Source organism: Polynucleobacter sp. MWH-Jannik1A5, from assembly GCF_018881795.1.
In the GTDB taxonomy this organism is placed as follows: Bacteria; Pseudomonadota; Gammaproteobacteria; order Burkholderiales; family Burkholderiaceae; genus Polynucleobacter.
This window is the reverse complement of the sequence record NZ_JACVPQ010000001.1, coordinates 58428-85033: the sequence shown is the minus strand read 5'-3', so window position 1 is coordinate 85033 and position 26606 is coordinate 58428. Positions and strand designations below refer to the sequence as shown.

Sequence of the window (26606 nt, the reverse complement as noted above, 5' to 3'; positions counted from 1 at the left end):
AATAAATAGTGTTTGATTACGCTAGTACGGCAGTGGCTTGCATCGTAAGCCAACTTTCATGATCTTGCGCCCAGATCGAAATCGTTTTTCCGCTTGGATCTTTTTCCAAATCAGGCTTGGCATTCACTTTAAAAATATTGATGTCAAAAGTAGGGCGAATGGCGCGGAACTCAAAACTCTTGAGCTTGCAGCCTGGAATGCTTTGACGCACTAGATCAACTAGTAAGGTTGCAATCAAAGGGCCGTGCACTATTAAACCTGGATAGCCTTCTACCTCGGTAACGTATTTGCGATCGTAGTGAATGCGGTGACCATTAAATGTTAGTGCTGAGTAGCGAAACAGCAATACATCATCTGGCGTAATTGTTTTACTCCATTTTGCATCTGTTGGTGCAGGAGTAGGGGCTACAGGCTTGTCGTCTGGTCCAGGAGCATCGCGATACACGATGTCATGTTCTTCAATAATTGCTAAGCCATTTTGATTGGAGATCTTGTGATTGACCAAAACGAAAATCAAATCACCAGTGCGACCTGCTTTATGAGTGACAGACTCAATTGTGGAAACTCTCTCAATTTCATCGCCAACAGATAATGGTTTTAGCCATTCAATACGACTACCTGCCCACATGCGACGAGGCAATGGAACGGGGGGTAAAAAGCCGCCGCGTTTTGGATGACCATCAGGGCCAATTTCAGATTCGCGGGCATGAGGCAAGAAGTACAGCCAGTGCCATAACTCCGGTAAAAAAGTACCCTTGCTAGGCGCGGGATCTTCGCGATCCAAGGTGGCCGAGAGGGCGCGCACTGGCGCTGATGTAACTGTATCTTGTAATGACTCCGTTTTACCGAGCCATTCTTGAAGGTGAGTGATAGTTTGAGGTTCGATTCGCATAACTTCCATTATGCCAATCTTGGAGAAAAACTCACCCCATCAAGATGGAGATGTAGTGAAAGAGTAATCCAGCTAAGGCAGACCCACCCAATACCGTGAGAACGCCCTTTTGAAATTTAAATAAGGCTAATCCAGCCAGGGCGCAGATCAAGATCGAGATCCAAGAAATCGAGCCACCAATGCCCCTTGGCAAAAAGACGTGATATGCAAAAAAGAGGCCTAGATTGGCAATGACTCCAACAACAGCTGCAGTAATGGCAGTTAGTGGAGCTGTAAAGCCAAGTTTGCCGTGAGTTGACTCAATCAGTGGTCCACCAACCAAGATAAAAAAGAAGGAAGGTAAGAAAGTAAACCAAGTGGCAACGCATGCACCCAGCACACCAAACCAAAAAGGATTACTAGCGCCTATCAAGTGTTGAATATGTCCCGCAAGGTAACCAACAAAAGCGACCACCATGATGAGTGGGCCCGGCGTAGTTTCACCAAGCGCTAAGCCATCAATCATTTGGTTAGCGCTGAGCCAATGGAAGTGATCAACAGCACCCTGATATACGTAGGGGAGGACTGCATATGCGCCACCAAACGTCAGAAAGGCAGCTTTAGTAAAGAACCAGGCTATTTGTGGATATAAAGTTTTCCAGCCGAAGAGTAAGACTAGAGCGCCTATAGGTAGCAACCAACAACCCAGAGCAATCAAAGAGTGACGAATTGTTTTTTGATAACTAAATTGCGCATGTTCTGGAGTTGGGGTGTGATCATCAATAATCGCACTGCCATACCCACTAGTTTCTTTACTTCCATGAGTATTTTTTTGTTGAAAATACTCTGGATATTTTTTGCCACCCCAATAGCCAATAGCAGCAGCAATCGCCACGATGATCGGAAAGGCAAGATTGAGAATAAAGATGGCTAAGAAAGAACCCAAAGCAATCCATTGCAACGCTTGGTTATGAATGGTGCGTTTACCAATACGTACTGCAGCATGCAAGACTATCGCAGTGACAGCTGGCTTGATACCAAAAAAGATTGCTGCAATCCAAGGAACCTGCCCAAAGGTGAGATACACCCAGGATAGGCCAATCAATATGAATAAAGAAGGCAACACAAAGAGTGTTCCTGCCAGAATGCCGCCCCAGCTGCGGTGCATCAGCCAGCCTATATAGGTCACCAGCTGTTGAGCCTCAGGCCCGGGAAGGAGCATGCAATAGTTCAGCGCATGTAAAAAGCGCCGCTCAGAAATCCAGCGACGCTTTTCAACTAACTCTTGGTGCAGAACGGCGATTTGTCCTGCCGGCCCACCAAAACTAATGAAGCCAAGCTTGGCCCAAAACTTCAGGGCCTCGCGTAGTGGAACACTCAAACTTCGTCCATTCCGCCAACTACTTGGCTAAAGCCGTTATCAACATAAATGATTTCAGCAGTAATACCATTTGCTAAATCAGACAACAAGAATGCTGCAGTGTTTCCTACATCATCAATGGTGACATTGCGACGCAGTGGTGCAGTTTGTTCAACCGCTTCCAAAATCTTGCCAAAGCCTTTGATGCCAGATGCCGCCAAAGTTTTAATTGGGCCAGCAGAAATACCGTTGGCACGAATACCTTTAGGGCCAACTGAGCCAGCGAGGTAGCGCACGGAAGCTTCAAGAGAAGCTTTAGCTAAACCCATGGTGTTGTAGTTGGGAACATTCTTCATCGAACCCAAATAAGTCAGGGTGAGTAAAGAGGATTTATCGCGCAACATTGGTAAAGCCTCTTTTGCCATTGCTGGGAAGCTATATGCTGAAATGTCATGGGCAATCTTGAAGCCTTCACGAGAGAGGCCATCTAAGAAGTCGCCGGCAATTGCTTCGCGCGGTGCAAAGCCAATAGCATGAACAAAACCGTCAAACTGAGGCCAGGATTTAGCCAAATCCTTGAAAAGGGCGCTAATTTGCTCATCGCTGCCCACATCACAGTCAAAAATCAGGTCGGTATTGAATTCTTTTGCAAAATCAACGATGCGGTCCTTAAAGCGTTCACCTACGTAGGTAAAGGCTAGTTCAGCGCCTTCGCGGTGGCAAGCCTTGGCAATGCCATAGGCGATAGAGCGGTTTGAGAGGAGGCCGGTAATGAGGATTTTTTTGCCGGAGAGAAAGCCCATGTTGTGTCCTTTGCTTCAAATATGATTAGCTATCTACAATTGTTGCATATATGCCCACCCTAAAACCCATTCGCCAAATTGCCCATTTCCTGCTACTAGCGCTGCTAGTAGGGCTAGGTGTCAATGCGGCCATGGCAGGACAGGGCATTGCGCAATACGGTAAACCCAAGTATCCCGATGGATTCGCCCATTTTGATTACGTGAATCCGAACGCCCCTCGGGGTGGAACCTTGGTATTGCCCAATCCGGGGCAAAGAACCAGTTTCGATAAATTCAATCCGTTTACTTTGCGTGGCATTACTGCCCCAGGTATTGATTTGATGTTTGAGTCTTTGGCTGAGGGAAGTGCTGACGAGGTATCTAGTATTTATGGATTATTGGCTGACGATATTCAGGTGGCCAAAGATCACAAGTCAGTAACGTTTCATATTCGTTTAGAAGCAAAGTTTTCTGATGGCAGTCCAGTATTAGCAGCTGACGTTAAATATAGCTTTGATACTTTAATGAGTGGTAAAGCCCACCCACGTTACAAGACAACTTTTGCCGACATTAAAGAAGCAGTCGTTTTATCTGAACGCTCCATCCGCTTTGACTTTAAAAATGACAATGCAGAGTTGCCAATCTTAGCGGGTACCTTTCCAGTGTTCTCGCGTAACTGGGGTAAGCGACCTGATGGGTCGATGATCCCATTTGAGAAGCTTGCGTTTGAGGCGCCGATTGCAAGCGGCCCTTATTTGATTGAGTCTTTTAAAGCTGGCAAGTCGATTGTCTATAAAAAGAATCCAAACTATTGGGCCGACCAGCTCAGTAAGCCACTCAACGTGCGCGTTGGTTTTTATAACTTTGACCGAGTGCTGTACAAGCTCTACAGCGATGATGCTGTCAGGTTGGAAGCCTTTAAAGCAGGGGAGTTTGATGCTTTAGTCGAGTATCGCGCCAAGATTTGGGCTAAGGGTTATGTCGGTTCAAAGTTTGATAAAGGTATTTTGCTGAAAAAGGCATTCCTCAATCACAACGGTGCTGGGATGCAAGGTTTTGCAATGAATGTGCGCCGCCCAATATTTAAAGATGCACGAGTTCGCGAAGCATTGGGGTATGCCTTAGATTTTGAGTGGCTCAATCGTCAGATATTTTTTGATCAATACAGTCGCATCAATAGCTACTTTACGAATAGCGACTTAAGTGCCAATTTTGACGGCCCTCGTAAACCAACTGAAGCTGAATTGAAATTACTCAAGCCCTTGAAGGCAAAATATCCGCAGTGGGTTCCAGATGCTGTCTTTGGTCCAATGCCTGCGGCACCATCAACCAAGCCGCCTGGCAGTTTGCGTCAGAACTTAAAGAAAGCGCGCGAGCTTCTCATGCATGCGGGATGGCAGTATCGCGATGGTGCATTGCGTAATGAAAAGGGCGAGCCATTTCGGTTTGAGATTGTGGAAGATGGCGGTTTCTTCTTGCGGGTGATTTCTGCCTATGTTCGTAACTTAGAGAAGTTGGGAGTGCAGGTCGATATTCGTACGAGTGACTTTGCCTTGCATCAAAAGCGGATGAACGAGTATGACTTTGATATGACCACTGTACGTTTCCAGGATTCTCAAAACCCAGGAAACGAGCTCTGGGATCGCTTTGGTAGCCAGGCTGCCAAAGAAAAAGGTTCCGATAACGTGATTGGCGTGCAATCACCTGTAGTCGATGCCTTAATTGATGAAATTACCAAGGCGCAAAATCGTGAGCAGTTAAGAACTGCTACTAGAGCGCTTGATCGTGTCTTGTGGAATAGTTACTACGTAGTTCCTCAGTGGTACAACCCAACTCATCGCGTTGCCTTCCGTCACGAGATGCGCTACCCAGAGCCACCTTTGTACTATTCAGCTGAACTGTGGATCATGCAAAATTGGTGGAAAGAGGAGTCTAAATAATGCAGGGTCAAATGCGCGCCTACATCTTCAAGCGTTTGCTCTTGATGATCCCAACGATCTTGGGTGTATTAACTCTTACCTTTGCCGTAGTGCAATTTGTTCCAGGTGGTCCAGTAGAGCAAATGGTATTGGAGTTAAAGGGTAAAGGTAGTGCAGCCACAGGCGGCTCAGAGTCATCGGGCTCTGGTGCAACCTATCGTGGTCGTCAAGGTGTCGATGCGCAACGCCTTGAAGAGGTGAAGGCCTTATATGGTTTTGATAAGCCACCTCTTGAGCGTTATTTCATGATGTTGGGTCGCTTTGCTAGATTCGATTTAGGCCAAAGCTATTACCAGCACGAAAGCGTTTGGCGTTTAGTAGTTTCTAAATTGCCGGTATCGATCAGCATCGGTTTATGGACTTTCTTTATTACCTATTTAGTTTCTATTCCTTTGGGTATTGCTAAAGCGGTACGAGACGGCTCACGCTTTGACGCTATCACTAGCAGCATGATCCTTGTGGGTTATGCGATTCCGGGATTTGTGTTGGGCGTCTTATTGCTAGTGGTCTTTGGCGGGGGAAGTTTTTTACAGATCTTCCCGTTAAGAGGTTTAACTTCTGATAATTGGAGTGATCTCAGCCTCATTGGTAAGGTAATGGATTACTTATGGCATTTGGTGCTGCCGATTACCGCATCAGTGCTTGGAAGCTTTGCAGTAGTCACTATGTTGACCAAGAATTCATTCCTAGAAGAGATTCGTAAGCAATACGTTCTGACTGCACGCGCAAAAGGACTTACAGAAAAACAAGTTCTGTGGAAGCATGTATTTCGCAATGCGCTCTTGCCGCTGGTAACGGGTTTCCCTGCAGCATTTATTGGCGCTTTCTTTACGGGCTCCTTGTTGATAGAAACCTTGTTCTCTTTGGATGGGCTTGGCTTGCTTTCATACGAGTCAGTAATGCGCCGTGACTATCCAGTTGTATTTGGCACTCTCTACTTATTCACCTTAATTGGTTTATTTACAAAGTTAATTTCTGATCTTTGCTATGTATACATTGACCCACGCATTCAGTTTGGTGCGGGAGGCGGTTCATGAATCGTTGGCAACGTTTTAAAAACAGTCGCATGGGCTACGCCAGCCTGTGGATCTTCATGGTGCTCTTCGGTTTATCGATGTGCGCCGAGTTGATTGCCAATGACAAGCCTTTAGTGGTTCGCTATGAAGGTCATTTTTATTTCCCGATCGTGAAGAGCCAACCAGAAACGGTATTTGGTGGAGACTTCGCCACGCCGACTGATTTCTTAGATCCAGATATTCGTCACAACATCACGAGCAATGGTAATTGGGCAATTTACCCGCCGATTCATTACAGCTACGAGACGCTAAACTATTTCTCTAAAGTGCCTAACCCGGCGCCACCATCATGGGAAAACTGGCTCGGTACAGATGATCGTGGGCGCGATGTTTTAGCGCGTTTGATCTATGGCTTTCGCTTGTCTATTCTTTTTGGTTTAGCGCTCACGATTGTTGGCGTCACTGTGGGCATCATCACTGGATCCTTGATGGGATTCTTTGGCGGTAAGTTTGATTTGATTTCTCAGCGACTGATTGAGATTTGGTCGGCTATGCCAGAGTTGTACTTGCTCATTATTTTTGCTTCGATCTTCAACCCCAGCGTTTCCTTGCTCATTATTTTGTTGGCAGCCTTTGGTTGGATGGGTTTATCAGATTATGTGAGAGCAGAATTCTTCCGTAACCGCGCCCTAGAGTATGTGCGCGCAGCTAGAGCCTTGGGTCTAACAAATGTACAAATCATGTGGCGCCATATATTGCCCAACAGCTTGACGCCAGTGATTACCTTTTTGCCATTCCGCATGAGTGCAGCCATTCTTTCTTTGACGAGCTTGGATTTCTTGGGCTTGGGAGTGCCTCCGGGTACGCCAAGCTTGGGCGAGCTGTTATCTCAAGGTAAGAGTAATCTCGATGCTTGGTGGATCTCCTTATCAACCTTTGTAGTATTGGTAGCAACCTTACTGCTATTGACCTTTATGGGCGAGGCATTGCGTAACGCATTTGATTCTCGTAAAGCCGGCTTGATGAGTGGAGGTCGCTCATGAGTTTGTTGCGCTATGAAGATCTGTGTATTTCTTTTGGAACGGGTCGCCGCGAAAAGTTTGCCGTTAATCATCTTGATTTAGAAATCGGTATAGGTGAGCGCGTTGCCCTCGTTGGTGAGTCTGGTTCTGGTAAGACCCTGACTGCGCTAGCGCCACTGAGACTTGAGCCAGAGGGTGCGAAAGTTTCTGGAAAGATTCTCTGGAATCGAAAAGACGGGAAGGGCGAAGTCGATTTGCTATCCATGTCTATTCAGGACATTCGAGAGATTCGTGGTCGTGAGATTGCGATGGTGTTTCAGGAGCCGATGACGGCTTTGAACCCATTGTTTACTGTAGGCAATCAAATTATTGAAGCGGTGCAGATTTATCAGCCCTTGATCTCCAAAGCAGATGCAATGGATGCCGCGGTTGATTTACTGCGCAAGACAGGCATTCCTGAACCTGAGCGCCGTTTTCATTCTTACCCCCACCAGCTCTCTGGTGGTCAGAGACAGCGCGCCATGATTGCGATGGCTTTGGCGTGTAAGCCGCGACTTCTCATTGCTGATGAACCAACAACAGCATTAGATGTGAGTTTACGTTTGCAGATTTTGGATTTGCTCAAAGAATTGCAAGAAGAATCTAAGGATGATGGCGGTATGGGAATTTTATTAATTACCCATGACCTCAATTTAGTGAAACACTTTGCGCAGCGTGTGGCCGTCCTGAACCAAGGCAATCTAATGGAGTCAGGATTAACGAAGCAAGTGTTTGAACATCCCGAAGATCCATATACTCGCGCTTTGGTAAGCAGCGAGCCTGTGCGTGACTTGGCACCACTGATGCCATTGGCTCCAGTGCTGCTAAAAACAGAAGAGCTATCAGTAGCCTACCCAAGTTCTGAGTCAGCATCTTGGTTTAAAAAGGCGCCACCTCATAAGGTTTTGAAAAAAGTCAGCTTCTCGCTAAAGCAAGGTCAAACCATTGGTGTGATTGGTGAGTCTGGTTCTGGCAAGACGACTTTGGGGATGGCTGTGCTCGGATTACTGGGCGACTCAGCAGCAGAAGTATCTGGCGAAGTTGATGTTCTTGGTAATGACTGGCAGAAACTTAAGCCAGTCGAGAGAAGGGCGCTGCGCTCCAGCTTGCAAGTGATCTTTCAGGATCCTTTTGGATCGCTGTCACCGCGCATGAATGTCTTGCAAATTGTTTCTGAAGGTTTGGATGTGCATTTTCCAAAGCTGTCGACAGCAGAACGTGAGACTCGCGTAGTGGATATGCTGAAAGAGGTAGGCTTAGACCGCTCAGCCCTACTGCGTTATCCCCATGAGTTTTCTGGTGGTCAACGCCAACGCATTGCAATTGCGCGTGCACTAATTTTGCGTCCCCAAATTTTGGTATTAGACGAACCAACCTCCGCATTGGATGTTTCTATTCAGAAGCAGGTGCTAGCTTTATTGACCGAACTGCAAAAGAAATACAACTTGGCCTATCTGATGATTAGTCATGACTTAGCGGTTATCAGGGCCATGTCTCACGAGGTTATGGTTCTCAAAGGCGGGAAAGTGGTGGAGTTTGGTGATACTGAGACCCTGATCAAGCATCCCCGTCAAACCTATACCAAAGAGCTTTTTGCGGCCGCAGAGCTGACTTAAGAGGGTTTGGGGCGGGGGCCCAAATCCCCGTTAAATGGGCTAAATTGGTGCATTTGCCCTCATTTAGTGAAAATTCATGTTTATAAACAAGGACTTGGGACTAAATTGAAGACTTGGTTAATTAAGGGTTCTTTGTTAAACTGATTCGATGTCATTGAAAAAAACAATGCTTTCTAAATTTCTAGGTTTCGGTCTAGGCGCATTCATTTGTCTATCCGCTTATGCGGCAGACCCTGCGGTCGAGGCAAATGCAGATGCGGCTGTGCCTAAAGAAAGTATGTTCCAGGCAGGTCGTTCTTATATTGCCCGTGTTTCAGATCGACTGGCAGACACCGTTACCGGCAAATCCGAAGAGTTGATTAATCGTGCGATGGAAGTTATTGGCGTGCGTTACCGCTGGGATACCGAATTGCCACAATCTGGTTTGGATGGCAGCAGTTTTGTTGGTTATGTCTTCAAAGACAAACTTGGATTTTTATTGCCACGCAAATCGACTCAGATGAGTCGCGTTGGTAAGCCGATTACTCGTGAAGAATTGCAACCAGGCGACCTCGTATTCTTCAACACCATGCGTTTAACTTTTTCTCACGTTGGCATTTACGTGGGCGATAACAAATTTATTCACTCACCTTCTAAAGGTACGAATGTCAGAGTGGATGATCTCGGCAGTCTCTACTGGGATAAGCGTTTTGATGGTGCGCGCCGTTTAGATGGTAGCGATAATCTTAATGATTCAGAGCGTCAAGAACTTCTCAACGAAGTCAAAAATCTCAAGCGTAAATCACGCAGTCTCTAGGGCTGTAGGGCTACAGGCCCAATAGATATCAGCCTTTCAGCTTTTCTTTAATCAGCGCCATTTGTTCTTGCGCTGCAACTTCGCCGGCCAAAATAGCGGCATTTCTGGACTTGAAGTCGCCACTACTCATTTGTTTTAGTTGAGGCTGAATAATAATGTCGGCACTTTTTAATTCGTACTGATTAATACTTCGTTGCATGATAGAAATAGTTTGCTGTAAGACGCCTAAGGTTCCGCTGGCATCTTGATGAACCGGTTCAGAAGAAATATTGACTGCAATGACTAGGGTGGCACCCATTTGTCTTGCATAGCTGACTGGTACTGGCGCCACTAAACCACCATCTACATATTCTTTGCCGCTAATCACTGCTGGCTGAAAAACACCAGGTACGCTGCAAGAGGCGCGCACTGCTAAACCGGTGTTGCCCGTTCTGAATAAAACACCTTTGCCTGACTGCAATTCGGTAGCAACAATGCCCAGGGGTATGCGCATTTGTTCAATGGATTTGTTTTGTACTTCTCGGTTCACCATGTTTTGCAGGGCATCCCCTTTAATGAGTCCACCAAAACGACCGGCAAAAGGCAGTCCCCAGTCAGCAATAGTGGCCTCATCTAGGTTGAGAGCCAAGCGATTGAGTTCATTGCCAGTCGCCCCTGAGGCCAATAAGGTAGCAATCACGCTACCAGCACTGCTGCCAACAACAATGTCGGGTCTAATGCCTTGGGCTTCTAAAGCCTTAATAACACCTACGTGAGCGAAGCCTCTGGCTGCTCCGGCCCCCAAAACTAAGCCAACAACCGGTTTTTTGCTACTCATAAGACTGCAGGAGCTCAAGCCCGCGCCCCCAAGAATAGTGCCCACACCAATCCCAAGGCTCAGGAGCTTGCGACGCTCCATATAGATAGGGGCATCAGATGTCGAAAAAGGGGGTTTGGTGTATTTCTTATGCATGTGGCTATTGTATTGAGCCTACCTTATAATGGGCGCAAGGTGAACGAAAAGGACTTCGTTTCAGCGCGGGCATATCCCAATAAGAACTGATGAGATGGATTGTCCGTAGTCGCTAGAGAACACCAAAACCCATTACTAAATACATTTTTAAAGCCTCATCAGGATGATTCCTGGTAGCCCGAATTTTATGGACGATCACAATAAGCGCGTAATTGAAACAGCCCTCCTATGTGCGCAGGAGCCACTCACCGTTGCTGATTTGTCTCGCTTGTTTGTAGAAGACATCATTACGGCAGATATCGATGAAGCATTGGTCGAGCTGCAACGAGCCTGGGACGACAAGGGTATGGAATTGGTGCACATTGCAACTGGATGGCGTTTTCAGAGCCGTCTTTCGATGCGTGAGTATCTTGACCGCCTGACTCCAGAGAAGCCGCCAAAGTATTCGCGCGCAGTGATGGAGACATTGGCGATCATCGCTTACCGTCAGCCGGTTACTCGTGGTGAGATAGAAGAGATTCGCGGTGTGGCAGTGAGTAGTAACGTGATGAAGCAGTTAGAGGATCGTGGTTGGGTAGAGGTGATTGGACATAAAGAAACAATTGGACGTCCTGGTTTGTACGCAACTACCAAGCAATTCTTGGATGACCTGAGTTTGACGAATCTGCAAAGCTTGCCGATTTTGGAAGATGCAGCGCCAATGGCTGCCGCAGAACAATTAGGTCAAGCAGTGATGGAATTTGATCCATCTGCAACCGTAGAAACAGTCATCATTGATACGGATGCACAAGAAGTGAACGAGACAGAAGAGATCACAGAAATCACTGTAGAAGAAACAGTCATCGAAGTGACCGAAGAAATTACTGAAGAAGATATCCCTGAGTCTGAAGACAAATCAGACGAAACAAAATAACGATTAATGACAAGCTCCAACGAAAACGATTCATCCCCGGTAGTAAACCCATCGGCAAACCCTTCAAATTCAGATGCTGCACCATCTAACCCTGATGGTCAGAAGACTGAGGGTGGGGAGCGCGGTGAACGTGGAGAGCGTCGCCCACGCCGCCAGGGTTCAGGCAAGCACCCGTTTAATAAGAAGCGCCCATTCAATAAAGACCGGCCACGTCGCGAAGGTGGCGAAGCAAATGGCCCACGTGAGGGCGGCAATCATCAAGGCAATAACCAATTATCAAAGTTAGCACCGAACCCCGCTGAAAGCGAAGCATTGTTTGCTTCAGTGGTATCCGGTGAGTTTGATGCAGCCTTGGATGCTCCTGAAGTTCAAGAGGTTAAAAATCCTGATGGTGTAAATGAGAGTGAGATCTCTCATCAAACTGGTGCTGAGCGCCGCGCACAACGCGCACAACGTTCGCGTGAAGATGAAGATCCAGATGCGCCAACGGAAGATGAAGTCAGCAGTTTGCAATTTGCGAACGTCGATGATTTACCACTCAGTTTGCGTGATGAAGTATGGTCAGACCTCGATGGTTTAGATGACGACGCTGATGATGAAGATACCGTTAAGTTGCATAAGGTTTTAGCTGACGTTGGCATGGGTTCACGTCGCGATATGGAAGACTTGATTATTCAAGGGCGCGTATCTGTAAACGGATTGCCAGCTCATATTGGTCAACGTATTGGACCAACAGATCAAGTGCGCATTAATGGTAAGCCAGTACATCGCAAGATTCAGACTAAGCCGCCACGCGTGATCATGTATCACAAGCCTGCAGGCGAGATCGTTAGTCAATCTGATCCTGAAGGTCGTCCGACTGTGTTTGACCGATTACCAAAGCCACGTCAAGGACGTTGGATTGCGGTAGGTCGCTTGGACTTCAATACTGAAGGACTGTTGTTGTTTACCACTTCTGGTGAATTAGCAAATCGTTTGATGCATCCGCGATACGGTGTTGAGCGTGAATACGCTGTTCGTATTTTGGGTGATTTGAGTCAAGAAAACACAGCGCTATTAAAGAGCGGTATTACGCTTGATGATGGCCAAGCAAAATTCTTACGCCTAGCAATGGGCGGCGGTGAAGGCGCAAATCGTTGGTACCACGTTGCATTAAGTGAAGGCCGTAATCGCGAAGTACGGCGCATGTTTGAAGCAGTGGGTCATACGGTATCTCGCCTAATCCGAACTCGTTACGGCATTTTCTTATTGCCCCCACGCTTACGTCGTGGCAAATGGGAGGAGATTGAGGCCGGTGGCATCTACAACTTGATGAAGTCTGCAGGCTTAAAAATGCCGCAGCCACAAGACAAGGGCCGCAACCCCAATCCAAATAACCGTGATCGTCGCCCTCTGGGGGAGGATTTCCAGCCAGACCCAATGCAAACCTCCGTTTCTTACTGGGGTTCACGCGATGCCTTAACCCTTGCTAGCGGCCATAACGGCTTAACGCATCAGGGCAGAGGCGGCAAACCTGGCGGCGGCGGAGGTTCTGGAGAAGGGCGCGGGCCTTTCCGTGGACGCACCCAAGGCGGTAGACCTGGTCAAGGTGGTCAAGGCGGTCGCAATGCTCAGGGTGGGCAAGGCGGCGGCCAAGGCCAAAACCGTAGTAAAGGCGGCAAAGTTCACCATGGCCAGTCCGCTTTTGTGACTGGTAACCCACAAACCCCTGGAAATGGGCCTAAACGTAGCGCACCAAAAGGGCGCAAACCCTTCAATAAGGGACCAAGAAAACCGCGAAATCCGGGCGAAAGCTTCTGATTTGTATCGGTTTTCTGCCAAATAGGCTATAATTTTGGACTTACAGCAGAATTCTGCTGTTTTTAGTAGTTACCGACTGATGTTGCGATCAACGTAAGTCGGCCTGTTCTGAATTTCGAGAATATGGGCTTTGAAGCCCATTTTTTTTTGCCATTTTGGTATGAAGGGGTGTCGTGAAGGATCAGCAGGTTATTTCTGCAGAGCTGGAAAACTTAGGTTACACGCTAGTTGAGATTGAGCGTGAAGCCGGAGGTTTGCTGCGCGTCACGATTGAAAACCCAGATTACGAGCGCTTGATTACGGTATTAGATTGCGAAAAGGTAAGCCATCAGTTGAGCTACACCTTGCCAGTTGAAAACATTCCGTATGAGCGTTTGGAGATTTCGTCTCCAGGATTGGATCGTCCAGTGAAAAGTGCTGCTGATTATGAGCGCTTCACTGGAATGCAAGTGGATTTGAAGTTGCGTGTTGCTGTTGGCAATCGCAAGAATTTTCGTGGTGAGTTGCAAGGTTTGCTGAGTGGTGAATTGAATTCACCGGATGCAAAGTTTGGTTTGGTATTTGAGGGTGCTGATGGTCAGCCTTCTCAATTGGAGTTCTCTTTAGCCGAGGTCGATAAGACTCGGTTGGTCCCTGTTATTGATTTCAAAGGAAGAAAGTCATGAGCCGAGAAGTTCTCATGTTGGCAGACGCGCTAGCGCGTGAAAAGAACGTTGATCAAGCTATCGTATTCGAGGCGTTGGAGATGGCTTTGGCCTCTGCAACTAAGAAGCGTTATGCCACAGAAGACGTGGATATCCGCGTTTCGATTGATCGCGAAACTGGTGAATACGAAACCTTCCGTCGTTGGTTGGTTGTTCCGAACGAAGCTGGTTTACAAGAGCCTGATAAAGAGATTCTGCAATTTGAAGCTCAAGAGCAACTTGCTGACATGGAAGTTGGCGACTATATCGAAGAGCAAATCGAATCTTTAGCCTTCGGTCGTATCGGCGCGCAAGCTGCTAAGCAAGTGATCTTGCAACGCATTCGTGATGCTGAGCGCGAGCAAATTTTGAATGACTACCTTGAGCGTGGCGAGAAAGTCATGACCGGTACCGTGAAGCGTGCCGACAAGAATGGCCTCATTATTGAATCTGGTCGTGTCGAAGCGTTGCTGCGTCGCGATCAAATGATTCCAAAAGAGAACTTACGTTCTGGTGACCGTGTACGTGCTTATATCCTTAAAGTGGATCGTGAAGCTCGTGGCCCACAAATTGAACTCTCACGTACTTGTCCAGATTTCTTGATCAAGTTGTTTGAGAACGAAGTTCCAGAGATGGAGCAGGGCTTGTTAGAGATCAAAGGCGCTGCCCGTGATCCTGGTATCCGCGCAAAGATTGCCGTCATTACTTATGACAAGCGTATCGACCCAATCGGTACTTGTGTTGGTGTTCGTGGCACACGCGTTACTGCGGTGCGTAATGAAGTGGCTGGCGAAGCAGTCGATATCGTGTTGTGGTCTGAAGACCCAGCGCAGTTCGTGATTGGTGCTTTGGCTCCAGCCCAAGTTTCTTCTATCGTGGTTGACGAAGAGCGTCACGCCATGGACGTAGTGGTTGATGAAGAGAACTTGGCAATCGCGATTGGCCGCAGCGGACAAAACGTTCGTTTGGCGAGCGATTTGACTGGTTGGCAGATCAACATCATGACTCCTGAAGAGTCTGCTGAGAAAACTGAAAAAGAAGCTTCTTCCGTACGCCAATTGTTTATGGACAAGTTAGACGTAGATCAAGAAGTAGCTGATATCTTGATTGAAGAAGGCTTCAACACATTAGAAGAAGTGGCTTACGTGCCATTGTCTGAAATGTTAGAAATCGATTCATTCGACGAAGACACTGTGAATGAGTTGCGTACTCGTGCTCGTGATTCCTTGTTAACGATGGAGTTGGCAAAAGAAGAGCGTATTGGCGAAGTTTCACAAGACTTGCGTTCCTTAGAGGGAATGACCACAGAGTTGATTGCGAAGCTTGCTGACAATCAAGTACATACCCGTGACGACCTTGCTGAACTGGCTGTTGATGAGCTAGTTGAGGCGACACAAATTGACGAAGAAACTGCGAAAACGCTCATCATGAAAGCGCGCGAACATTGGTTTACTTCATGAGAGGAAGTAGTGCATGGCAACAACAGTAAAAGTACTCGCTAAAGAATTAAAACGTACCGCGCCAGACCTCTTGGAGCAGTTGAAGGCGGCCGGTATCGAAAAAGGTTCTGAGGACGACAGCATTACCGAGAAGGACAAAACTGTCCTGCTCGAGCACTTGCAAAAAGCGCATGGTAGCGCTGACACAGGCGCGCGCAAAAAGATTACTTTAATCAAGCGCGAAAGCTCAGAGATTCGTCAAGCAGACTCTGCTGGACGTACTCGTACTGTGCAAGTGGAAGTGCGTAAAAAGCGCGTGCTCGTTAAGGCGGGTGACAAAGCTCCTGAGCTAGCAGCAGAAGAAGCTCCAGCGAAAGCGGCAGCTAAAGCTGCGCCTGCTAAACCAGTTATTTCTGAAGAAGAATTAGAAAAACGTGCAGCCGAGGCAACTCGTCAAGCTGAGTTACTGGCTCGTCAAGAAGCAGAAATGAAGGCAGCTGAAGAGGCGCGTCAAAAAGAAGTGGCTGCTCCTGTAGCAAAAGAAGAAGCCGCTTCAATAGATGAAGCCCCAGCAGCAGCTGCGGCAGCTGCAGAGAAAAAAGCAAAAGCAGATAAAGCAGCTAAAGATTTAGCGGCAAGCAAAGAAAAAGAACTGGCAGATATTCGTGTACGTCGTGCAGCTGCCGAGGCAGAAGCTTTAGCAATTCGCGACATGATGAGTGCTCCAGCTCGTGTTCTAAAGGCCCCGAGTGAAATCGCTGCTGAAGAAGCGAAAAAAGGTACTTTGCATAAGCCTGCAAAAGCTGAAGGTGCTGATGATAAGAAGAAGGCTGTTGCCAAAGTTGGCGGCAAGACTATTAAATCTTCTGAAACATCATCTACTTGGCAAGAAGAAGGCGCCAAGAAACCTGGTGGCTTAAAGACTCGCGGAGATTCATCTGGTGGTGTTGGTGGTTGGCGTTCGGGCGGTGGCCGCAAGAAGCAACGTCAAATTGCTGAAGCGAACGTTGACACAAACTTCCAGGTTCCAACTGAACCAGTGGTGCGTGATGTTCATGTGCCAGAAACGATTACTGTTGCTGAGTTAGCTCATGCAATGGCAGTGAAGAGTGCAGAAGTGATTAAGTTGTTGATGGGTATGGGCCAAATGGTCACCATCAACCAAGTGCTTGATCAAGATACTGCAATGATCATTGTTGAAGAAATGGGTCATAAAGCCCATGCAGCTAAATTGGATGATCCTGATTTAGATCTTGGCACCGATGGTCATGACGCAGAGTTGTTGCCACGTCCACCAGTTGTCACTGTGATGGGTCACGTTGACCACGGTAAAACTTCTTTGCTCGATAAGATTCGTGCAGCAAAAGTGGCTACTGGTGAAGCTGGTGGTATTACCCAGCACATTGGTGCGTACCACGTTGAAACTCCACGCGGCATGATTACGTTCTTGGATACTCCGGGTCACGAAGCCTTTACGGCCATGCGTGCTCGCGGTGCTAAAGCAACCGATATCGTGATCTTGGTGGTGGCAGCTGATGACGGTGTAATGCCGCAAACCAAAGAAGCGATCCACCATGCAGTAGCGGGTGGCGTACCTTTGGTAGTTGCAATTAATAAGATCGATAAACCTGAAGCGAATTCTGAGCGCGTTAAAACCGAGTTGGTTGCAGAGCAGGTTGTTCCTGAGGAATATGGTGGCGATGTGCCATTTATTCCAGTGTCCGCTAAAACAGGTGAAGGTATTGATGCTTTATTAGAGAACGTTCTCTTGCAAGCAGAAATTCTGGAGCTCAAAGCGCCTAAAGATTCACCAGCTCAAGGTTTGGTCATTGAAGCACGCTTGGATAAAGGTAAGGGTCCAGTTGCAACTGTGCTCGTTCAATCCGGTACGCTCAAGCGTGGCGATATGTTGTTGGCTGGCTCTACATTTGGTCGCGTTCGCGCCATGATGGATGAGAACGGCAAGCCATGTAATGAAGCTGGACCGTCTATTCCTGTTGAGATTCAAGGTTTGGCAGAAGTTCCTGCGGCAGGCGAATCAGTGCAAGTAGTTCCAGACGAGCGTAAGGCTCGTGAGATTGCATTGTTCCGTCAAGGCAAGTTCCGCGATGTGAAGTTGGCTAAACAGCAGGCATTCAAGCTTGAAACCATGATGGAAAACATGGAAGAAGGCGCAATTGAAGCTAAGTTGTTGCCACTCATCATCAAGGCAGACGTGCAAGGCTCACAAGAAGCTTTAGCTCAGTCATTGATGAAGCTCTCGACACCAGAGGTGAAGGTGCAAATCGTTCACGCTGCTGTGGGTGGCATTACTGAAACTGACGTGAACTTAGCGGTTGCCTCTAAGGCGGTTGTTATTGGCTTTAACTCACGCGCAGATGCAGCAGCACGTAAGTTGGCTGAAAACAATGGTGTAGATATTCGTTATCACAACATCATTTATGACGCAGTTGACGAAGTGAAGTTAGCTCTGAGCGGTATGTTGACTCCAGATAAGAAAGAAGAAATCACTGGTCTCGTTGAGATTCGTCAAGTCTTCTTGGTATCTAAAGTTGGCGCAATTGCCGGTTGCTTGGTTGTTGATGGTATTGTTAAACGTACTTCTAGCGTTCGTCTCTTACGTGACAACGTAGTTGTTTGGACTGGTGAATTGGATTCACTTAAGCGCTTCAAAGATGACGCAAAAGAAGTTCGTGCCGGTGTTGAGTGTGGCTTGTCATTAAAAGGCTACAACGACATCAAAGAAGGCGATCAGCTTGAGGTGTTTGAAGTAACTGAAGTTGCACGTTCACTCTAAGCAATATGCACAAGACTAGCCCGCATCGTAACCAGCGTCTCGCCGATCAAATTCAGCGAGACCTGGCCGAGCTCATTCCCCGTGAATTGCGCAGCCCAAGCTTGGGTTTGATTACTTTACAAAGTATTGAGCTCACACCTGACTTAGCGCAGGCCAAAGTGTTTTTCACTGTGTTGGGCGCAGAGCCTGAGCATGCTTTAAAGGCGCTTCAGGAAAAAGCAGGCTACTTGCATTCATTGCTGTTTAAACGTTTGCACATTCATACAGTGCCTACATTGCATTTTCAATATGACAGCTCAGTAGAGCATGGCATAGAAATGTCTCGACTGATCGACCAAGCTGTAGAGAGCGATCATAAAGACGAAACAAAGTAATTCATGGCTATCAGAATCGACGGCGTAGTGCTGCTAGATAAACCCGCTGGAATGAGTTCACAAGGTGCAGTGACTGCGGTCAAGCGTGCTTTCAACGCGGATAAAGCTGGTCATACTGGTACTTTAGATCCAATGGCTACCGGCCTATTGCCGATCTGCTTGGGTGAGGCTACTAAGTATTCACAAGACTTGCTCGAAGCTGACAAAACTTATATCGCACAGGTGAAATTTGGTTCACGCACTGATACAGGTGATGCAGAAGGTCAAATCATTGAAGAATTGCCTTTACCAGTATTCGCAAGTGATGCAGAAATGAAAGCAGCCTTAGATGCGCTGCTGCCTAAATTTACTGGTGCCATTTCTCAAGTGCCGCCAATGTATTCAGCGCTCAAGCGCGATGGTAAGCCTTTGTATGAATATGCCCGTGCAGGTGTAGAGCTAGAGCGTGCACCACGTGACATCGTGATTCACTCCATTCGCTGGACGAATATCAACTGGCCAGAAGCTACATTGGAAGTGAGCTGCAGCAAGGGCACCTATATTCGTGTTTTGGCTGAAGATATTGGCAATGTATTGGGCTGTGGTGCTCATTTGGTAGGATTGCGTCGTACTGAAGTAGGGCACTTAACTCTCGAACAGTCTTTTACGATTGAATCAATCCAAAGCGGCTTACAAAACACTGCTGACTATATATTGCCAGTAGATGCGCTCTTGCAAACCTTGCCACACCTCACAGTAGATGAGCAACAAGCTAAGCGTCTGGAGATGGGGCAACGTGTCCCGCTCAATTTACCTTCTATCGAGGCATTGGTTCGCATCTATCGTGCAACCGCTGCTCCCCATAACTTTATTGGTACTGCTGATTGGCGCTCTGGAGTTTTACATCCGAAACGTTTGATTTCGCAGGCACATTAAACAATCATTATTTATAACCTTTTTACTTATCTTTAACTTTAGAAGCTTCACATGACTAAACGCGCACTTCGTAACATCGCCATCATCGCCCACGTTGACCACGGTAAAACTACTTTGGTTGACCAACTCTTGCGCCAATCTGGCACATTCCGCTCCAATGAAAAAATGACCGAACGTGTCATGGACTCAAACGACTTGGAAAAAGAGCGTGGCATTACTATTTTGTCCAAGAACTGTGCGGTTGAGTATGACGGCACACATATCAACATCGTTGATACCCCAGGACACGCAGACTTCGGTGGTGAAGTAGAGCGTGTACTCTCTATGGTTGACGGTGTATTGCTCTTGGTTGATGCGGTTGAAGGCCCAATGCCACAAACCCGTTTCGTAACCAAGAAAGCCTTGGCTTTGGGTTTGAAGCCAATTGTTGTGATTAATAAAGTTGACCGCCCAGGTGCCCGTACTGATTACGTTATCAATGCAACTTTTGAGTTGTTTGACAAATTAGGCGCTACTGAAGAGCAGTTAGACTTCCCAGTTGTTTACGCTTCAGGCTTGAATGGCTATGCTGGTTTGACTGATGATGTTCGCGAAGGCGATATGCGCCCATTGTTTGACACAGTGTTAAAGCACGTGCCAGTGCGTGATGACAATCCAGAAGGTCCTTTGCAGTTGCAGATTACCTCGATTGAATACAGTACTTACGTTGGTAAGATCGGTGTAGGCCGTGTTAATCGCGGAACTGTTAAGCCATTGATGGACGTTGTGTTTATGGACGGTCCTGATGGCGTTCAACGCAAAGGCCGTATTAACCAGGTATTGAAATTCCGTGGCCTAGAGCGTGAAATCGTTGACGAAGCGCAAGCAGGTGACATCGTATTGGTAAACGGTATTGAAGATTTGGCTATCGGAACAACAATCTGCGCGCCAGACGTTCCAGAAGCATTACCAATGCTCAAGATTGACGAACCAACATTGACCATGAACTTCATGGTGAACACTAGCCCATTGGCTGGTCGTGAAGGCAAGTTCGTTACTAGCCGCCAGATTCGTGAACGTCTTGACCGCGAATTGAAGTCAAACATGGCTTTGCGCGTTAAAGAAACTGATGATGACACCGTATTTGAAGTGTCTGGTCGTGGCGAATTGCATCTCACTATTTTGGTAGAAACAATGCGTCGTGAAGGTTATGAATTAGCAGTTTCTCGTCCACGCGTTGTGTTCCACGAGGAAGATGGCGTGAAGATGGAGCCGTACGAGAACTTAACGGTTGACGTTGAAGATACAACTCAAGGCGCCGTGATGGAAGACTTGGGCAAGCGTAAGGGTGAATTGCTCGACATGGTGAGCGACGGTAAAGGTCGTACACGTCTTGAGTACCGCATTCCAGCCCGTGGTTTGATTGGCTTCCAAGGCGATTTCATGACCATGACTCGTGGTAACGGTTTGATGAGTCATACATTTGATTCATATGCACCAGCTAAAGACGGCATCTTGGGTGAGCGTCATAACGGCGTATTGATTAGCCAAGATGATGGTGAAGCAGTTGCCTACGCATTGTGGAAGTTACAAGACCGCGGTCGTATGTTCGTAAGCCCTGGCGATCCTTTGTATGAAGGTATGGTCATTGGTATTCATAGTCGTGATAACGACTTGGTTGTGAACCCGATTAAGGGTAAGCAGTTAACCAACGTTCGTGCATCCGGTACCGACGAAGCGGTTCGCTTGGTGACTCCAATCGCCATGAACCTGGAATACGCAGTTGAATTTATTGATGATGATGAGTTGGTTGAGGTAACGCCGAAGAGTATTCGTATTCGTAAGCGCTACCTCAAGGAGCATGAGCGTAAAAAAGCCTCACGCGAATAAGCTAGCTTAGCTACACAACAAAAGTCACCTCCGGGTGGCTTTTGTTCTTCAATCAGTACTAATATTCCAAAAATAGAAACGCATCAAAGTCAGAAAATAAAATAAATGCTGCCATCAATCGAACAACGTCTTGCCCAAGAACTTTCCGCTAAACCCGCCCAAGTAGCCGCTGCCATCGCTTTGATGGACGAGGGTGCAACTGTGCCCTTTATCGCTCGGTATCGCAAAGAAGCAACTGGTGGCCTAGATGATGCACAGCTGCGCTTATTAGAAGAGCGTCTGAGTTACCTTAGAGAATTGGAAGATCGCCGCAAAACGATCGTTGCCTCAATTGAAGAGCAGGGCAAGATGACGCCAGAGTTACTCAAAGCCATCATGCTGGCAGAAGATAAGACGCGTTTAGAGGATCTGTATCTCCCTTACAAGCCAAAGCGCAGAACTAAGGCGCAGATTGCTTTGGAGGCTGGCTTGGAGCCGCTAGCGAATGATTTGCTCGCTAACCCTGATTTAGATCCTGAAACAGAAGCTGCTAAATACATTAAAGAAGCATTTGACATAGATGGAACCAGTAACCCTGGCGTACCGGATACCAAGGCCGCTCTCGAAGGCGCCCGTCAAATTTTGATGGAGCGTTTTGCTGAAGACGCCACGCTAGTTCAATCCCTTAGAGAGTATTTGCAAGATCACGGAGTAGTAGAGTCCAAAGTGATTGCTGGTAAAGAGCAAGAGGGTGAAAAGTTTGCAGACTACTTTGATTACTCTGAACCCATTAAAGCCATTCCTTCTCATCGCGCTTTGGCTTTATTTAGAGGACGCCGTGAGCAAATGTTGATGGTGAACTTGCGCCTAGACTCCGAAGAAGAGAAGCCAAAGTGGGACTCATCTCACAATCCTTGTGAGAATCGTATTGCTAATCACTTCAAGATTAAAAATGATGGCCGTTCAGCTGATGCATGGTTAGCAGATACCGTGCGCTGGACTTGGCGGATCAAGTGCTCATTGCATCTAGAGTCTGAACTCATGACTGCCTTGCGTGAACGCTCAGAGACTGAGGCAATCAATGTATTTGCCCGTAACCTCAAAGACCTGCTCTTGGCCGCTCCAGCTGGTCCTAGAGTAACTATTGGTCTAGATCCTGGCATGCGTACTGGTGTGAAGGTGGCAGTCGTTGATGCTACAGGCAAAGTGGTTGATACGGATGTGATTTACCCTCACCAACCTAAGAATGATTGGGCAGGTTCATTGCATACCTTGGCAAAATTGGCTGAGAAACACAATGCGACTTTAATCTCTATTGGTAATGGCACGGCATCGCGCGAGACCGATAAATTGGCTCAAGAGCTCATTAAGGCAAAGCCTGAGTTAAAGCTGACCAAGATTGTTGTGTCTGAAGCAGGTGCATCTGTTTATTCGGCATCAGAGTACGCTTCAAAAGAATTACCAGGTATGGATGTTTCATTGCGTGGTGCGGTATCTATTGCTCGACGCTTACAAGACCCACTTGCAGAATTGGTCAAGATCGATCCGAAATCGATTGGCGTTGGTCAGTATCAGCATGATGTGATGCAAACCCAATTGGCCAAATCATTGGTTGCTGTTGTGGAGGATTGCGTGAACGCGGTCGGTGTTGATGTGAACACAGCCTCTGCACCATTGCTGGCAAGGGTTTCAGGGTTGAGCTCTACTGTGGCTGAAGGCATTGTGGCCTATCGCGATAGCAAAGGCGCATTTAAATCCAGAGCAGACCTCAAGAGTGTTCCACGCCTTGGAGATAAAACCTATGAGCAGGCTGCAGGTTTCTTGCGCATCATGAATGGTGATGATCCGTTAGATGCCTCAGCAGTCCATCCAGAGTCCTATCCACTGGTTGAAAAGATTCTGAAAGATATCAAGAAGGGTGTAAAGGAAGTGATTGGTGATTCCAGTCTCCTTAAATCACTCTCACCGGAAAAGTATGCCGATGGTCAGTTTGGAGTGCCGACAGTAACCGACATTATTAAGGAATTAGAAAAGCCAGGTCGCGATCCGCGTCCTGAATTTACTACTGCAACTTTTAAAGATGGCGTAGAAAAGATTAGCGATCTGAAGGCAGACATGATTCTGGAAGGTGTTGTTACCAACGTAGCGGCCTTTGGCGCCTTTGTTGACATTGGTGTTCATCAAGATGGCTTGGTGCACATTTCTGCGTTATCCAATACCTTTGTTAAAGATCCGCATAGTGTTGTTAAAGCAGGGCAGGTAGTGAAGGTCAAAGTGCTTGAGGTGGATGAAAAGCGCAAACGCATTGCTTTAACAATGCGCCTATCTGATGAAGCGCCAAGAGAGAGTTCTAAGGCAGGTGCTAAGCCTGAACAAAGAGCCCCAAATCGCCCTAGATCAGCCGAGCCTAGAAAACTCCAAGAGGATAGAAGGCAGGCGCCACCCATCAATAATGCGATGGCAGCGGCATTTGGCAAGCTCAAAAAGTAAAGAGTGAGCCAAGCTCAAACTAAGTATCAAAGTATTTACAGGCCCTAGCGGCCTGTAATATTAATGTCATATATTTCTATATAATTGGAAATATGAAAAATACAGACGCTGTCCAAGCTTTTTTAGCTTTAGGTCAAGAATCCAGGCTTAACGTCTTCCGTTTGATTGTGCAGCGAGGGGATGTTGGCCTAACGCCCAGTCAAATTATTGAGAAGTTGGGTATTCCGAACGCTACTTTGAGTTTTCATCTCAAGGAGCTAGTGCATGCGGATCTCTTAATAGTTGAGAGGCAGGGCAGGAATTTAATTTATCGCCCGAATGCCAAGCTTGTGCAAAGTCTTAGTGAATTTTTATTAGAAAACTGTTGTGGTGGGCAAGATTGCAGCACTGTCAAAGTAGTTAAAAGGTCTAAATCGATATGAAGCAATACAACATTCTTTTTCTTTGCACTCATAATTCAGCGCGCTCAATTTTGGGTGAGGCCTTAGCGTCTACTCATCCGAGTGGCAAGTTGCGAGGTTTCTCAGCAGGCTCTACACCTGGAACCAGTGTCAATCCGATTGCGGCAAATATCGCTGTAGAGCTTGGTATGGACCGCGCCTTACTCAAATCCAAAAGCTGGGACGTTTTTGGCGAGCCCAATGCACCTAAGATGGACTTCATCGTTACTGTTTGCGATAACGCTGCAGGTGAGGTGTGCCCATTCTGGCCGGGTAATCCAGTAACTGCACACTGGGGCTTTCCAGACCCATCCCGAGTTCAGGGTACAGATATAGAAAAGAGGGCTGCATTTAATGAGGTGATGAATGGCCTCAAAAAGCGCATCGATATCTTGGCTGCAATGCCATTAGATAAATTGGACTCCATGAGTCTTAAAAACATTCACACTCAAATATAAGCGGCATCATGACTTCACTAACCAAAAAACTGTCTTTTCTAGATCGATACTTAACGGTTTGGATCTTTGCCGCGATGGCGCTGGGTATTGGCTTGGGATACTTTTTTCCTGGAGTAGAGGGCTTCATCAATTCATTCCAAGTAGGCAGTACTAATTACCCTATTGCGATTGGCTTGATTTTGATGATGTATCCACCATTTGCAAAGGTCCGTTACGAAGACTTGCCGGACGTCTTTAGAGATAAGAAGATCTTTGCCATTGCCTTCTTGATGAACTGGATCATTGCGCCGGCATTCATGTTTATTCTGGCGATTACCTTTGTTCCTGATCAACCAGAGTACATGGCCGGTCTGATCTTGATAGGTATTGCACCATGCATTGCCATGGTCATTGTTTGGAATGACATCGCTAAAGGCTCTACAGAATATGCAGCTGGCTTAGTCGCATTCAATGCCATTTTTCAAGTTCTGTTCTTTAGTCTGTATGCCTATTTCTTCTTAACAGTATTGCCGCCATTCTTTGGTTTAGCTGGCTCTAACGTCAGCATTACGATTGCAGAAATTGCCAAAACTGTCTTTATCTATTTGGGCATCCCTTGTATTGCTGGCTTGCTCACTAGATATATCGCACTTAAATTTGTTTCTAAAGAGTGGTATCACGAATACTTTGTGCCAAAAATTGGGAAGATTACTTTAATTGCCTTGTTATTCACAATCGTGGTGATGTTCAGCTTGAAGGGTAAATTGATATTGCAGCTCCCAGGCGATGTATTGACTATTTCTATCCCATTGCTCATTTACTTTGGCGTAATGTTTGTGATTACCTTTGTCATAACAACCAAGATGGGTATGGATTACAAACGCTGTTGTACTTTGTCTTTCACTGCTTCGAGCAATAACTTTGAGCTTGCCATTGCAGTTGCCATAGCTGTATTTGGCATTAATTCTGGTGCGGCATTTGCAGCGGTGATTGGCCCTCTTGTTGAGGTGCCGATTATGATTGGCTTGGTTGCAGTTGCTCTGTGGATAAAAGATCGCTATTTCAAAGCTATTTGAGATTAATTTAAACTAAGCTCCTAAGGGTATTTTTCAGTGGAGCTTTATGAAGGTTAATTCAGAAGGGGTATCGGCATCGCGGGTATATCTACCCGCTGATCAAGCTCACTCGAATTTACTCTCCTTTTTTCTAAAACAATTTCCTCATATTGCAGAAGGCGAGTGGGTATCTCGTTTCAATGAGGGTCTGATTCTTGATCAAGAGGGCAATACTTTAGAAGCCAATGATCAATACCTCCCTAATACGCATTTAGTCTATTTCAGAAGGTTAGAGCGCGAGCCAGAAATTCCATTTGAAGAGAAAATTCTCTATCAAGATGAGCATATTCTGGTTGCTGATAAACCCCACTTTTTACCGGTAACACCGAGCGGTCTTTATTTGCATCAAACTTTGCTCAATCGCCTCAAGAAAACTACAGGCATTCAAACGCTAAGCCCCATTCATCGCATTGATCGAGATACCGCTGGCTTAGTCATCTTTTCGGTAAATCCAAATGAGCGTGCCCAATATCAAAACCTATTCAGAGATAGAGCGGTGAAGAAGGTGTATGAGGCTATTGCGCCGTACTCAAATGAACTCCAACAAAAGCTTCCGATGACTTATCAAAGTCGCCTGGAGGAATCTGAGCATTTCTTGCAGATGCATGAAGTGCAGGGTGAGCCAAATTCAGATACCTTGATTGAGATTCTGGAGGTCAAGGAACCGTTCGCAAGATATCGACTAACGCCTGGCAGCGGCAAAAAGCATCAGCTACGGTGTCACCTAAACTCCTTAGGTGTTCCAATTAAAAACGATCAAATCTATCCAATTCTTACTCCGTATCAAGAATATGACTTGGACTTTTCTAAGCCTCTACAGTTATTGGCCAAGGAGGTCTCATTCCAAGACCCTATTACTGGGCAGCTAAGGGTGTTTAACAGTCAGCAGGAGCTGTTGATTTAAAAGAGTTAGCCTTGAGCG

At 46.8% G+C, this 26606-nt stretch carries 22 protein-coding genes; 18 read left to right on the top strand and 4 right to left on the bottom strand.

Features of this window, described 5'->3' with window-relative positions; all coding sequences use genetic code 11:
* Positions 1–16: 16 nt before the first annotated feature.
* Genes ICN23_RS00360 through fabI form a run of 3 tightly spaced genes read right to left on the bottom strand, consistent with a single transcriptional unit; the run spans position 17 to position 3034 of the window.
* Complete coding sequence (locus tag ICN23_RS00360) at positions 17–901, bottom strand: MaoC family dehydratase N-terminal domain-containing protein (protein WP_216230419.1); 885 nt, start codon at positions 899–901, stop codon at positions 17–19.
* Between the two features lie 22 nt (positions 902–923).
* Positions 924–2252 (bottom strand): chromate efflux transporter, encoded by a 1329-nt coding sequence (gene chrA, locus ICN23_RS00355; RefSeq protein WP_216230418.1) that lies wholly within the window; start codon positions 2250–2252, stop codon positions 924–926.
* Positions 2249–3034, bottom strand: a complete 786-nt coding sequence (gene fabI / locus ICN23_RS00350) for an enoyl-ACP reductase FabI (protein ID WP_216230417.1) — start codon at positions 3032–3034, stop codon at positions 2249–2251. The genes chrA and fabI overlap by 4 nt, the downstream gene beginning before the upstream one ends.
* Before the next feature lie 50 nt (positions 3035–3084).
* Here fabI and ICN23_RS00345 point away from each other — a divergent pair, with 50 nt between their 5' ends.
* The 5 genes from ICN23_RS00345 to ICN23_RS00325 all read left to right on the top strand — a co-directional run bounded on the left by ICN23_RS00345 (position 3085) and on the right by ICN23_RS00325 (position 9481).
* Positions 3085–4953 carry an extracellular solute-binding protein gene (locus ICN23_RS00345; protein ID WP_216230416.1) on the top strand — a complete coding sequence of 623 codons (1869 nt, stop codon included), beginning with the start codon at positions 3085–3087 and terminating at the stop codon, positions 4951–4953.
* Between the two features lie 11 nt (positions 4954–4964).
* A complete protein-coding gene (locus ICN23_RS00340; protein ID WP_205627523.1) occupies positions 4965–6029 on the top strand; it encodes a microcin C ABC transporter permease YejB in 1065 nt (354 codons plus the stop codon).
* Entirely contained in the window at positions 6026–7051 is a 1026-nt protein-coding gene (locus ICN23_RS00335; RefSeq protein WP_068323391.1) for an ABC transporter permease, read from the top strand. Before ICN23_RS00340 ends, ICN23_RS00335 begins: the two co-directional genes overlap by 4 nt.
* On the top strand, positions 7048–8685 hold the full coding sequence (locus tag ICN23_RS00330) for an ABC transporter ATP-binding protein (protein WP_216230415.1): 1638 nt from the start codon (positions 7048–7050) through the stop codon (positions 8683–8685). The genes ICN23_RS00335 and ICN23_RS00330 overlap by 4 nt, the downstream gene beginning before the upstream one ends.
* A 148-nt stretch (positions 8686–8833) precedes the next feature.
* Positions 8834–9481, top strand: a complete 648-nt coding sequence (locus ICN23_RS00325) for a C40 family peptidase (RefSeq protein ID WP_216230414.1) — start codon at positions 8834–8836, stop codon at positions 9479–9481.
* A 28-nt stretch (positions 9482–9509) separates the two neighbouring features.
* Here ICN23_RS00325 and ICN23_RS00320 read toward each other — a convergent pair whose 3' ends face one another.
* The gene (locus ICN23_RS00320; protein ID WP_216860555.1) at positions 9510–10379 is read right to left on the bottom strand and encodes a patatin-like phospholipase family protein; all 870 of its coding nucleotides are present in this window, start codon (positions 10377–10379) and stop codon (positions 9510–9512) included.
* Between the two features lie 241 nt (positions 10380–10620).
* Here ICN23_RS00320 and scpB point away from each other — a divergent pair, with 241 nt between their 5' ends.
* The 13 genes from scpB (at position 10621) to ICN23_RS00255 (ending at position 26588) form a co-directional block, all read left to right on the top strand.
* Positions 10621–11346, top strand: a complete 726-nt coding sequence (scpB, locus tag ICN23_RS00315; RefSeq protein WP_216230413.1) for an SMC-Scp complex subunit ScpB — start codon at positions 10621–10623, stop codon at positions 11344–11346.
* Positions 11347–11352: 6 nt separating this feature from the next.
* Entirely contained in the window at positions 11353–13146 is a 1794-nt protein-coding gene (locus tag ICN23_RS00310; RefSeq protein ID WP_216230412.1) for a pseudouridine synthase, read from the top strand.
* A 173-nt stretch (positions 13147–13319) separates the two neighbouring features.
* Complete coding sequence (gene rimP, locus ICN23_RS00305) at positions 13320–13811, top strand: ribosome maturation factor RimP (RefSeq protein WP_216230411.1); 492 nt, start codon at positions 13320–13322, stop codon at positions 13809–13811.
* On the top strand, positions 13808–15289 hold the full coding sequence (nusA, locus tag ICN23_RS00300) for a transcription termination factor NusA (protein WP_215361312.1): 1482 nt from the start codon (positions 13808–13810) through the stop codon (positions 15287–15289). The genes rimP and nusA overlap by 4 nt, the downstream gene beginning before the upstream one ends.
* 13 nt (positions 15290–15302) lie before the next feature.
* A complete protein-coding gene (infB, locus tag ICN23_RS00295) occupies positions 15303–18065 on the top strand; it encodes a translation initiation factor IF-2 (protein WP_216230410.1) in 2763 nt (920 codons plus the stop codon).
* Positions 18066–18070: 5 nt separating this feature from the next.
* Entirely contained in the window at positions 18071–18439 is a 369-nt protein-coding gene (gene rbfA, locus ICN23_RS00290; protein ID WP_216230409.1) for a 30S ribosome-binding factor RbfA, read from the top strand.
* 3 nt (positions 18440–18442) lie between these two features.
* Entirely contained in the window at positions 18443–19354 is a 912-nt protein-coding gene (gene truB, locus ICN23_RS00285; protein ID WP_216230408.1) for a tRNA pseudouridine(55) synthase TruB, read from the top strand.
* Positions 19355–19405: 51 nt separating this feature from the next.
* Positions 19406–21223 (top strand): translational GTPase TypA, encoded by a 1818-nt coding sequence (typA, locus tag ICN23_RS00280; protein WP_068323346.1) that lies wholly within the window; start codon positions 19406–19408, stop codon positions 21221–21223.
* Between the two features lie 105 nt (positions 21224–21328).
* Positions 21329–23692: a Tex family protein gene (locus ICN23_RS00275; RefSeq protein WP_216230407.1), complete on the top strand. Its 2364-nt coding sequence runs from the start codon at positions 21329–21331 to the stop codon at positions 23690–23692.
* Between the two features lie 92 nt (positions 23693–23784).
* The gene (locus ICN23_RS00270; protein WP_216230406.1) at positions 23785–24114 is read left to right on the top strand and encodes a helix-turn-helix transcriptional regulator; all 330 of its coding nucleotides are present in this window, start codon (positions 23785–23787) and stop codon (positions 24112–24114) included.
* Complete coding sequence (locus ICN23_RS00265) at positions 24111–24590, top strand: arsenate reductase ArsC (RefSeq protein ID WP_216230405.1); 480 nt, start codon at positions 24111–24113, stop codon at positions 24588–24590. Before ICN23_RS00270 ends, ICN23_RS00265 begins: the two co-directional genes overlap by 4 nt.
* Positions 24591–24598: 8 nt before the next feature.
* Positions 24599–25645: an ACR3 family arsenite efflux transporter gene (arsB, locus tag ICN23_RS00260; RefSeq protein ID WP_216230404.1), complete on the top strand. Its 1047-nt coding sequence runs from the start codon at positions 24599–24601 to the stop codon at positions 25643–25645.
* Between the two features lie 46 nt (positions 25646–25691).
* Positions 25692–26588: a pseudouridine synthase gene (locus ICN23_RS00255; protein ID WP_216230403.1), complete on the top strand. Its 897-nt coding sequence runs from the start codon at positions 25692–25694 to the stop codon at positions 26586–26588.
* The last annotated feature ends 18 nt before the right edge of the window (positions 26589–26606 follow it).

Bases quoted from the DNA above. Each gene is read 5' to 3' on its own strand.
- nusA (WP_215361312.1), top strand. From the start codon at position 13,808: ATGAGCCGAGAAGTTCTCATGTTGGCAGACGCGCTAGCGCGTGAAAAG.
- rbfA (WP_216230409.1), top strand. From the start codon at position 18,071: ATGCACAAGACTAGCCCGCATCGTAACCAGCGTCTCGCCGATCAAATT.
- ICN23_RS00325 (WP_216230414.1), top strand. From the start codon at position 8,834: ATGTCATTGAAAAAAACAATGCTTTCTAAATTTCTAGGTTTCGGTCTA.
- ICN23_RS00265 (WP_216230405.1), top strand. From the start codon at position 24,111: ATGAAGCAATACAACATTCTTTTTCTTTGCACTCATAATTCAGCGCGC.
- ICN23_RS00310 (WP_216230412.1), top strand. From the start codon at position 11,353: ATGACAAGCTCCAACGAAAACGATTCATCCCCGGTAGTAAACCCATCG.
- ICN23_RS00345 (WP_216230416.1), top strand. From the start codon at position 3,085: ATGCCCACCCTAAAACCCATTCGCCAAATTGCCCATTTCCTGCTACTA.
- ICN23_RS00340 (WP_205627523.1), top strand. From the start codon at position 4,965: ATGCGCGCCTACATCTTCAAGCGTTTGCTCTTGATGATCCCAACGATC.
- ICN23_RS00360 (WP_216230419.1), bottom strand. From the start codon at position 901: ATGGAAGTTATGCGAATCGAACCTCAAACTATCACTCACCTTCAAGAA.
- arsB (WP_216230404.1), top strand. From the start codon at position 24,599: ATGACTTCACTAACCAAAAAACTGTCTTTTCTAGATCGATACTTAACG.
- infB (WP_216230410.1), top strand. From the start codon at position 15,303: ATGGCAACAACAGTAAAAGTACTCGCTAAAGAATTAAAACGTACCGCG.
- ICN23_RS00275 (WP_216230407.1), top strand. From the start codon at position 21,329: ATGCTGCCATCAATCGAACAACGTCTTGCCCAAGAACTTTCCGCTAAA.
- ICN23_RS00270 (WP_216230406.1), top strand. From the start codon at position 23,785: ATGAAAAATACAGACGCTGTCCAAGCTTTTTTAGCTTTAGGTCAAGAA.
- typA (WP_068323346.1), top strand. From the start codon at position 19,406: ATGACTAAACGCGCACTTCGTAACATCGCCATCATCGCCCACGTTGAC.
- ICN23_RS00255 (WP_216230403.1), top strand. From the start codon at position 25,692: ATGAAGGTTAATTCAGAAGGGGTATCGGCATCGCGGGTATATCTACCC.
- truB (WP_216230408.1), top strand. From the start codon at position 18,443: ATGGCTATCAGAATCGACGGCGTAGTGCTGCTAGATAAACCCGCTGGA.
- fabI (WP_216230417.1), bottom strand. From the start codon at position 3,034: ATGGGCTTTCTCTCCGGCAAAAAAATCCTCATTACCGGCCTCCTCTCA.
- ICN23_RS00330 (WP_216230415.1), top strand. From the start codon at position 7,048: ATGAGTTTGTTGCGCTATGAAGATCTGTGTATTTCTTTTGGAACGGGT.
- ICN23_RS00335 (WP_068323391.1), top strand. From the start codon at position 6,026: ATGAATCGTTGGCAACGTTTTAAAAACAGTCGCATGGGCTACGCCAGC.
- scpB (WP_216230413.1), top strand. From the start codon at position 10,621: ATGGACGATCACAATAAGCGCGTAATTGAAACAGCCCTCCTATGTGCG.
- ICN23_RS00320 (WP_216860555.1), bottom strand. From the start codon at position 10,379: ATGGAGCGTCGCAAGCTCCTGAGCCTTGGGATTGGTGTGGGCACTATT.